The organism is Bacillus sp. TE9106W (assembly GCF_054062215.1).
Window position 1 is genome coordinate 228,391 of record NZ_JBSSFA010000004.1, and the last position, 10,393, is coordinate 238,783.

Genomic DNA, 10,393 nt, shown 5'->3' on the forward strand with positions numbered 1-10,393 from the left:
TTTCTCCACCACGTATAACTTTATATATTTTTTGAAAGCTACTCAATATTTTGTACTTGTTCACGAATTTTTTCAAGGTTATTTTTCATTTCTACAACATATTTTGAAATTGTTAAGTCATTTGCCTTAGAACCAATCGTATTAATTTCTCTATGCATCTCTTGCACGATGAAATCCATTTTCCTTCCAACAGGTTCTTCAATCTGCAGTGTTTCACGGAATTGTTCTAAATGACTTTGCAAACGAACTAACTCTTCGTGAATATCACAACGTTCAGCAAAGATTGCAACTTCTGTTAGCAATCTTTGTTCATCTAGATCTTGATTATGTAATTCTTTTAAGCGATTTTCTAATCGTTCACGATATTTTTGTGTAACAATTGGTGCATGCGGAATAATTGCATTTACACAATTGTGAATCTCTTGTAAACGATACGCTATATCTTTATGTAATCGTTCTCCTTCGCCATCTCTCATCGTTTTTAACATATGAGCAGCTTGGCGAACAGCCTCATATAAACTGTTCTCAAATTGTTCATTTACGTTTTCTACCTCTTCAATCGCTGTTACTTCTGGCATTGCCATTAATTGCTCGAGTGTAATAGAATCTTGTAATTGAAATTTCCCTTTTATATCTTCCATAATCGATTGGTACTGCTCAAGAAGCGACCAATTCACACTTAATTTTCTTTCAACAAGCCCTTCACCCGCTATACTAATAGACACTTCAATGCGTCCACGGCGAACTTGCTGTGCAATTATTTTACGAATTTTGTCTTCAAATACCATCATCTGCTTCGGTAGTCGAATACTCATCTCTAGAAAACGGTGGTTCACCGATTTCATTTCTACTGTAATTTGAAAAGTATCACTTTCTACTTTCGACCTTCCAAATCCTGTCATACTACAAATCATTTTTTATCACATCCAAGCCATGAAATAACTCAATGAAAAAGGTAATAGAGACAAGGCTCTACTACCTTCTGTAAATTATATCACATTTTCATATCATTGACTATTTCAAGTTTAATCCCTTCTTATATAATATTGACTTTTCCTTCTTCCCTTTTTTCCCTGTTAATAAAGAGCCTACTAATAAGAAAGTCGGAATTGATGATAAACCTCCAATTAACAACCAATCTCTCGCTTGTATTGGCATCGTGCTAAAAATCGGTTGTAACGGTGGGTAATATATAACGACGAGCATGAGTAGTAATGAAATGATAACCGCTCCTACTAAATACACATTTCCAAACGGATTGCGGTGGAAAACAGAATGCTCACTTCGGCAATCAAATACATGAATAAGCTGAGCAAGTACCAACGTCGCGAATGCTACAGTTTGTGCATATTTCAATTCATTTGGATGTTGATTATATGCAATAATAAACGCTACTAACGTCACTGCTCCTATTAGAAAGCCACGGCTTATAATCTTCCAGGCAAGCCCTCTAGCAAATACCCCTTCTTTCGGATGACGTGGAGTTCTCTTCATCACGTCTCCTTCAGCTTTATCCAAACCTAGTGCCATCGCCGGTAAACCGTCAGTAACTAAGTTCACCCATAAAATTTGAATTGGAACCATCGGCAGTGGTAATGCAAGCAACATCGCAAATAACATGACTAAAATTTCCCCTACGTTCGATGCTAATAAATAACGAATAAACTTACGTATATTTTCGTATATATTTCTACCTTCTTTAATTGCCGATTTAATCGTAGCGAAATTATCGTCCAGCAAGACAAGAGAAGAAGCTTCTTTCGCAACGTCTGTCCCTGTAATTCCCATCGCTATCCCAATATCCGCTGTTTTTATAGCAGGAGCATCGTTTACTCCATCACCTGTCATCGCTACTATATGTCCTTTATTTTGCAACGCCTTAACAATTTTCAATTTATGTTCTGGTGATACGCGAGCAAATACATACGTATCTTCCACAACATTTTCTAATTCTTCTACATCCATACTTGCGAGTTCTACCCCTTCAACAACGCGTCCACCTTGTGGTAAAATGCTCAATTGTTCCGCAATCGCCATTGCAGTCACTTTATGGTCACCGGTAATCATCACCGTTCGAATGCCAGCTTCTCTGCACTCTTTTACTGCCTGCTTTACCTCTGGTCTTGGCGGATCAATCATTCCTTGTATCCCAACTAACATAAAATCTTTTTCAACGTCTCTTTCATGTTCGATAGAATCTGTTACTTTTAAAGGCTTAAATGCAACTGCAATTGTTCGAAGTGCTTGACTACCTAAGCTATGAATAGCCGCCTGTACTTCTTTTCTATACAACTCACTTAAAGGTTGTTGCTTATCCCCCCATAAAATCGTTTGACTCATTTGCAGAAGGACATCTGGCGCTCCCTTCGTAACAACAAATTTTTTCCCTTCTCGATCTCGTACAATAACACTCATCATTTTTCGAGTTGAATCAAAGGGAAATTCACGAATAATTTCAAATTTCCCTTTCAGTGCCTCACGTGTTATCCCCGCTTTCATTGCTGCAGCTACAAGCGCCCCCTCAGTTGGATCTCCATCTAATACATACGCCTTTTTCTTTTGAATAATATTTGCGTTATTACATAGTGAACCAAATGTAAGTAGTTGATAAAGTGATTTCGTCTTAGCTGGATTAATTTCTTTTTCACCTTTCATAAAAGAGCCATTAGGTTCATACCCTTGGCCTGTCACTTTCCACAACTCTCCACCTGACCACATATGTGTTACCATCATTTTGTTTTGCGTCATTGTTCCTGTTTTATCAGAGCATATGACAGAAGCGCAGCCTAACGTTTCTACTGCTGGTAACTTCCTTACAATTGCTCTCTTTTTTATCATACGCTGTACACCAAGCGATAAAGCTACTGTAACGATTGCTGGTAACCCTTCTGGAATAGCAGCAACAGCTAGCGACACGCCAGCTAAAAACATATGATATACTTCATTCCCTTGATACACACCAGCTAATACAACGAGCGCTGTCAAAATAAGAGCTACAATAATTAATATTTTTCCAAGTTGCTCTAATCTTCTTTGCAATGGTGTTTCCATTTGCTCTGCATTTTGCAACATATTTGCAATTTGGCCCATCGCTGTATTCATACCAGTTGCTACAACGACCCCTGTGCCAGATCCTCGTGTAATCATCGTACCCATAAAAGCCATATTTTTTTGATCACCAATTGAAACATCTTGCCCTTGCAACGCTTCTACTTTCTTCTGCACTGGAACTGACTCTCCTGTTAAAGCTGATTCTTCAATATATAAACTCGACGCCTCAACAAGACGTACATCAGCTCCAATACGATCGCCACTAGAAAATTTAATAACATCACCTAAAACGAGTGCTTTAGACGGTGCCTTTATCCACTTTCCATTCCGCAGTACAGTTACTTGTGGGGCGGCTAGCTCTTTTAAAGCTTCCAATGACTTTTCAGCCTTTCTTTCTTGAAAAAAGCCTAGAATACCATTGATAATAACAATTGCCACAATCGCAATAGAATCAATGTATTCCCCTAAAAAAGCAGAGACTATTGTTGCACCAAATAAAACAAGTACCATAAAATCTTTAAATTGCGCTAAAAATACCATCAGTGCAGAAGGCCTTTTCGCTTCCTCTAATTCATTTGTACCAAATTTTTTTATTCGTCCTTCTGCTTCTTTCTCTGTAAGTCCAACCTTCACATTCGTATTCGTTCTTTCTTCCACTTCATGTGCGCGCATTCCATACCAGTTCATCCTGCTATCGACCTCCTGATTCCAGACATACTCTATTGAAAGCTTATTCAGCCTCGTCCAAAAAAATGCTATAATTAACTTTTAGTTAGAAAGGAGTGTTCATTTATGGCATTCGATGGATTATTTACAAGAGCGATTACACATGAAATTGCAAATTCTCTTTACACGGGAAGAATTTCAAAAATATATCAACCTTCAAAATACGAGATTTTATTACATATTCGAGCAAACGGAAAAAATCAAAAACTCATTCTTTCCGCTCATCCGACATATGCACGTTTACACTTAACAAATCAAAATTACGATTCACCTGCACTTCCACCAATGTTCTGCATGCTTCTTCGTAAGCATTTAGAAGGTGGATTCATTGAAAAAATTGAACAAATTGATTTAGAACGTATTGTTCAAATTACCGTTCGTAGCAGAAATGAAATTGGTGATGAATCGCTAAAAACATTAGTAATTGAAATTATGGGGCGACATAGTAACATTATTTTAGTAGACACAAAAACAAACAATATTTTAGATAGCTTAAAACACGTTTCTTTAGCAGTAAACCGACATCGAACTGTATACGCTGGAGCTGAATATATTGCACCACCAGCACAACATAAAATTAACCCACTTCAGATCGAAACAAATGATGAATTTATTAGACCGCTAGACTTTCTATCTGGAAACATGGATAAACAGCTTGTCGGCACCTTTACAGGAATATCACCGTTATTCGCAAAAGAAGTCGTGAAAAAAGCTGGTATGGTAAATGAAAAAGCATTAGCTGACGCATTTTTCTCCATACAAAAACCATTATTAACTCATACATATTCGCCAACAATGACTACTTCAAATGGGAAAGAATTCTTTTATCTTTTCCCTCTTGCGCACTTAGCAGGAGAGAACAAGACATTCTCATCTGTTAGTGAATTGCTAGACCGTTTCTTTTTCGGAAAAGCAGAGCGTGACCGTGTAAAACAACAAGCTCACGATTTAGAGCGCTTTATGCAAAACGAAAAAAATAAAAATGAGAAAAAACTCATTAAACTAGAAAAAACATTACAAGATGCTGGAAAAGCAGATAAATATCAACTATTTGGAGAACTACTTACAGCCAATATGTACGCTTTGAAAAAAGGCGATAAAGACATTGAAGTCGTTAACTATTACGATGAAAATGGCGGAACTGTAAAGATTACATTAGATCCTTTAAAAACGCCATCTGAAAATGCACAACGCTATTTCCAAAAGTACCAAAAAGCGAAAAATTCAATTGTTGTTGTAGAAGAACAAATCGAAAAAACTAAGGAAGAAATTCTTTATTTTGATAGCTTACTTCAACAAATGGAAGCTGCTTCTTCAAAAGATATTGAAGAAATTCGTGAGGAATTAGCTGAAGAAGGTTATATGCGCAATCGTAAAACGAAAAACGCAAAGAAAAAGCCTACTAAACCAGTATTAGATAAATATGTAGCAAGTGATGGCACAGAAATTTTCGTCGGTAAAAACAATAAACAAAATGATTATTTAACAACGAAATTTGCCCGTCGTGATGAAATTTGGTTACATACGAAAGACATACCTGGTTCTCACGTTGTCATTCGTTCTTTAGAACCTGCTGAAGAAACTTTACTAGAAGCTGCCAAAATTGCTGCTTATTATAGTAAAGCAAAAGAGTCTAGTTCTGTACCTGTTGATTTCACAAAAATACGCCATGTGAAAAAACCGAGTGGTGCAAAACTTGGTTTTGTTACTTATGACAATCAACAAACTGTATATGTAACACCAGATGCAGATACTGTAATGAAATTAAAAGCTTAAATAAAAAAATGCGTTGCTTATAAGCAGCGCATTTTTTATTCTTTTCCATTAGTTCGTAATATCTTTCTTTTGTCATTTTATATATTGTCAAAAAGATTGACAGTGTTATTCCATATCTGTATAAATTTTTTTACAGTATGTATATAAAGCACGACTCAAATCAATGTTTCTTCATCCCTGCCAATTATTTATAAATGACCTGTCTCCTACAAGTGGCTAGCTATTTTTTCACTTCAACTTAAATATATGTAGTTCTTATCCTTTCTTCAAATATACACTTTGGCACACTATTTGCTTTATTCAATACTGTGAATAGGGGGAATTAATATGACTTTAAAAATTAATAAAATCCAAAATCAACTACAGAACTATGAAATTGACGGGTTACTCATTACAAAAAAAGAAAATCGCCAATATGCGACAGGCTTTACAGGTAGTGCTGGTGTTGTCTTAATCTCTGCGGATGCAGCTGTTTTTATAACTGATTTTCGCTATGTAGACCAAGCGAATTCACAAATAAAAAATGCTGAAATTATTATGCATAAAGGAAATTTAGAAAAAGAAATTGCAAATCAAGTATCAAAATTAAACATTCAAAAACTTGGAATTGAAGAAAATAATATGACATTGCAACAATATAAAAACTTACAAAAATATGTACATACGGAAATGGTTCAAGTGTGCGAAATCATTGAAAACATTCGTCTTATTAAAGACACCCATGAAATAGAAACAATGAAAATCGCAGCTAATATTGCGGATGAAGCATTTTACCACATTCTTACATTTCTAAAACCAGGAATAAGTGAAAATGATGTACGAGATGAGTTAGAATTTTTCATGCGAAAAAAAGGAGCTACATCCTCATCATTTCAAATTATTGTAGCTTCTGGTGTTCGTTCTTCTCTTCCTCATGGAGTTGCATCAAATAAAATAATTGAACGAGGCGACATCGTTACATTAGATTTCGGTGCACTTTACGACGGATATTGTTCCGATATAACACGTACTGTAGCAATTGGGGAACCATCAGAAGAGTTCAAAAAAATATACAGTGTTGTACGCGAAGCATTAAAACGCGGGACTGAAGCAATTAAGCCTGGAGAAACTGCGAAACGTATCGATGATATAACGAGAAACTATATTATAGAAAATGGATACGGTCAATATTTTGGACATTCTACTGGTCATGGTCTTGGATTAGAAATTCATGAACCACTTCGCCTATCCCAAGAAAGTAAGGCTATTTTAGAAGAAGGTATGGTCGTTACAGTTGAACCAGGTATTTACATACCAAACTGGGGCGGTTGTAGAATTGAAGATGATATCGTCATTACAGAAGATGGATATGAAGTTATTACAAAATCAAATAGAGATCTAATTATAATCCCTTGTTAATATTTTGAAATTCCCAACAGGATTTTTTCTCTGCACATAGAATTCCTTCTCTGGAGTATTCGTTTAAAGAGGGGGAATTGTAATTGAACTTTGTAATCGATAAAATAGACGGTTTACATCCTGAATTTTCCAAACTTGTTTCCATGATGAATTATGCTCGCTATACAACAATGCAAGGGGTGGAAGATTTAACAATGGGAGAACTTGATTATTTATATGATGAGGAAGCAAATTCAATCGGCATGCTATTATATCACATGGCTGCTGTTGAATTTTACTACCAGATTCATACTTTTGAAGACCGCGAACCAACGGAGGCCGAACTAGAAAGATGGTTACCTGGCCTCGAGTTAGAAGCTCTTGGACGCGAGAAAATAAAAGGAAACTCTATAGAATTTTATATTGATACATTACAAGAAGTACGTTCCAAAACGATTGAAACATTCCAATCATTACCTGATGAATGGCTGTTTAAAACGACAGACTTTTGGTATGACAAACAAGCAAATAACTATTTTAAGTGGTTTCACGTTTTCGAAGATGAAATCAATCATCGCGGACAAATTCGTTTAATTAAAAAGATGCAAAAAGCTCATTCAATAAAATGAGAAAATGCCACCAAATAAGGTGGCATTTTCTATTTGTTAGCGAATAACTTTTCATTTACTTTTTTAGCGACTAGCGCTACCACTATTAAAATGCATATTAAATATAGCAATTTCGCAAAAAATAACCACCCTTGAAACATTACAATTCCATCTATTATTTCATTTCCCTTCAGTAACAAAAATGGAATCGTGCTAATTATAATAACAAACTCGATACTGAAAACAATTTTCTTTTTTCGGGTATATGCTTTCCATTCTTTCCAGCGATACATAGGTGCAAAAATCAATACTCCTATACATAATATAGCTGGTATCCATTCACTTTTAAGAAATTGCCCTGAAATAACTGATAATAGTAAACAAACGAGCACACCATAATATCCTATTTTTTCTCTCATTCGTACCCCCCCCCCATTCTACTTCTCCTTTACTATGTAACTTACTATGCTTATGACAATTCTTAGAAAAATAACAACGACAATTACAAAATAAAGACCTTTTGCAGAAGACATCCACTCTTGAAAAATAGACATTTTCTCCATTTGTTTCTGCCCTTCTATTAAAATAAATCCTACAAAAATTGAGTAAACAACAATGATACCTATCATAATTCCGATACTTTTCTTACTATATTGTTTCATACCATCCCAGTTATATAAAAGTATAAATACAAACCCAAAAACAGGTATAATACTGATCCACTCATTGTTTGTAAACAGTTTTAAAATGATTAATAGACTACAAGATATGATAAATCCCCAAAATCCAATTTTTTTGCGCATAAGCCCTCCTTTAATTCCATTTTTAGGATTAATTGTATTGTAACATCCATTTTTCAATCTTGCCATTACGGTACATGAAATTTTGGTTTTTCGGTTTCCTATACTCACATACTTTCACTGCTTTCATACAATAAACTACACGAATGCCTAAAGGATGTGACTGTTATGGGAGTTGAATTAACGCTATTACACGCTCTCTATGTTCTTTGTTTACTTACTATTATTACTTTTTTTATTCTCCGGAAAGATACGACAATTATTTGTATCATTTTTATCTTTTTATTAGCATTAACCGCAACAGGTTCTATCCCTCTTGCCATTAGCGGGATCTTTCAAAGTTTCATTTACTCCATTACTGAATTATTACCAACTATATTAATCATTTCCATTATCGTATCGATGAGCAATTTACTCGTTCAAACCGGTATAAATGATACGATGATTTCACCATTTACAAAGATGATTCGTACCCCTACACTCGCCTACTGGATTATCGGCCTTTTAATGATGACAATTTCTTTCTTCTTTTGGCCTTCTCCAGCTGTCGCCTTAATGGGAGCTATTTTATTACCGGTTGCTGTACGCGTCGGTCTTCCTCCAATTGGAGTCGCGATTGCTATGAACTTATTCGGTCATGGGATTGCTTTATCCGGCGACTTCGTTATACAAGGCGCACCAAAATTAACCGCAGACGCTGCTGGTCTCCCTGTTTCCAGCGTCGTATCTGCAAGTGTTCCACTCGTTATCGTTATGGGCGTCGTTACAACTTCTTTCGCTTTTTTCTTCTTACGAAAAGAGTTTCATACAGGAATATCGTTACAAGACTCTGTTTCATCAACGGAACCATCTAAAACTACTATTTTATTATCTCCTCGCATAAAGAAATGGCTTGCTATATGTATCCCGATCATATATATCATTGATATCCTCTGTATGATTCAATTTAAACTACAAGGAAGCGATGCAACGGCACTTATCGGCGGGACGACTGTTATTATGATTATCATCATTTCTCTCATCGCCTATAAAGGCAATGGACTGAATAAAACGACCGATTATTTTATAGAAGGTCTCCAATTTGGATTTAAAATTTTCGGACCAGTCATTCCGATCGCTGCACTCTTTTATTTAGGAGATAGCGGCTTTGTGAAAATTATCGGGGACTATTTACCGAAAGGTTCACACGGAATCATTAACGACTTAGGGATCGCCTTATCTCAAACTGTTCCTTTAAATCAATATGTATCAGCTGGAACTTTAACTATCGTTGGTGTTATAACAGGATTAGATGGATCTGGTTTTTCCGGTATATCGCTTGCTGGTTCCATTGCAAATCTTTTCGGCACAGCACTTGGTCATGGAACAGCTACATTAACAGCTCTCGGACAAATTGCAGCTATATGGACCGGGGGTGGGACGTTAATTCCTTGGGCACTTATTCCTGCCGCTGCGATTTGTAAAGTCGATCCATTTGAACTTGCACGCCGAAATTTTTTACCAGTTATGATTGGCTTAATTGTCACTACGATCGTTGCGATGTTTATTTTATAACGTAAGCAAGTGTTTTCTTGCTTACGTTTTTTATTGTAAAATTCATCATGAATTACTGACTTTCAAAAGGTATTCATTATTACTTAGCGAAATTATATTAAGAGAGTATTTAGTTTAAAACGTTTACGAGAAACAGATTACTGCAATTAGAAAAGGGGACATACCTATGAATGAATTGATTTTCGTCTTATTAATTTGTCCATTATTTATCTTTATCGTATCTGTTATTGGAACACGCAAAACGAAAACGTATTACGTAATGCCGATTGTAACGTTTGCTAGTTTTTTAATAATAGGTGTTATTGCCTTTACTCCAAAGTTTTTCTTTTGGGTTGGCATGTATAGCATATTCTCATTTATTGTTTCTTATATGACGCTATTGTTTGTGAGAGGATATGAGGTTGCGGAAAACGCTAAATAGTTGTTAGCAAGGAGACAAGAATATGATTTTCTTTGATATTGTTAAAACTTCACATGAAGTTTTAACAATGATATAAAAAA

9 protein-coding genes are annotated in these 10,393 nt (G+C 35.6%); 5 read left to right on the plus strand and 4 right to left on the minus strand.

The window, feature by feature from the left end:
- Positions 1 to 38: 38 nt before the first annotated feature.
- A complete protein-coding gene (locus ACVWY7_RS10110; RefSeq protein WP_000564120.1) occupies positions 39 to 914 on the minus strand; it encodes a YicC/YloC family endoribonuclease in 876 nt (291 codons plus the stop codon).
- A 100-nt stretch (positions 915 to 1,014) separates the two neighbouring features.
- Positions 1,015 to 3,738 (minus strand): calcium-translocating P-type ATPase, SERCA-type, encoded by a 2,724-nt coding sequence (locus ACVWY7_RS10115; RefSeq protein WP_073524657.1) that lies wholly within the window; start codon positions 3,736 to 3,738, stop codon positions 1,015 to 1,017.
- 105 nt (positions 3,739 to 3,843) lie between these two features.
- Here ACVWY7_RS10115 and ACVWY7_RS10120 point away from each other — a divergent pair, with 105 nt between their 5' ends.
- The 3 genes from ACVWY7_RS10120 to ACVWY7_RS10130 all read left to right on the plus strand — a co-directional run bounded on the left by ACVWY7_RS10120 (position 3,844) and on the right by ACVWY7_RS10130 (position 7,559).
- Complete coding sequence (locus ACVWY7_RS10120; RefSeq protein ID WP_000863267.1) at positions 3,844 to 5,553, plus strand: Rqc2 family fibronectin-binding protein; 1,710 nt, start codon at positions 3,844 to 3,846, stop codon at positions 5,551 to 5,553.
- A gap of 327 nt (positions 5,554 to 5,880) precedes the next feature.
- On the plus strand, positions 5,881 to 6,951 hold the full coding sequence (locus ACVWY7_RS10125; RefSeq protein WP_073524659.1) for a M24 family metallopeptidase: 1,071 nt from the start codon (positions 5,881 to 5,883) through the stop codon (positions 6,949 to 6,951).
- A gap of 83 nt (positions 6,952 to 7,034) precedes the next feature.
- Positions 7,035 to 7,559, plus strand: coding sequence for a DinB family protein (locus ACVWY7_RS10130; protein ID WP_073524661.1), 525 nt, complete (start codon positions 7,035 to 7,037; stop codon positions 7,557 to 7,559).
- A 29-nt stretch (positions 7,560 to 7,588) separates the two neighbouring features.
- On the opposite strand, the gene ACVWY7_RS10135 is transcribed toward ACVWY7_RS10130, so the two are convergent.
- Positions 7,589 to 7,957 carry a YoqO family protein gene (locus tag ACVWY7_RS10135; RefSeq protein ID WP_105989219.1) on the minus strand — a complete coding sequence of 123 codons (369 nt, stop codon included), beginning with the start codon at positions 7,955 to 7,957 and terminating at the stop codon, positions 7,589 to 7,591.
- A gap of 18 nt (positions 7,958 to 7,975) precedes the next feature.
- Positions 7,976 to 8,407: a YoqO family protein gene (locus ACVWY7_RS10140; RefSeq protein ID WP_139242303.1), complete on the minus strand. Its 432-nt coding sequence runs from the start codon at positions 8,405 to 8,407 to the stop codon at positions 7,976 to 7,978.
- 99 nt (positions 8,408 to 8,506) lie between these two features.
- Between ACVWY7_RS10140 and ACVWY7_RS10145 the strand changes: the two genes are divergently transcribed.
- Both ACVWY7_RS10145 and ACVWY7_RS10150 read left to right on the plus strand, forming a co-directional pair.
- Positions 8,507 to 9,892, plus strand: coding sequence for a hypothetical protein (locus ACVWY7_RS10145; protein ID WP_073524669.1), 1,386 nt, complete (start codon positions 8,507 to 8,509; stop codon positions 9,890 to 9,892).
- 166 nt (positions 9,893 to 10,058) lie between these two features.
- Positions 10,059 to 10,313 (plus strand): YbeF family protein, encoded by a 255-nt coding sequence (locus ACVWY7_RS10150; protein ID WP_001003917.1) that lies wholly within the window; start codon positions 10,059 to 10,061, stop codon positions 10,311 to 10,313.
- Positions 10,314 to 10,393 lie beyond the last annotated feature (80 nt).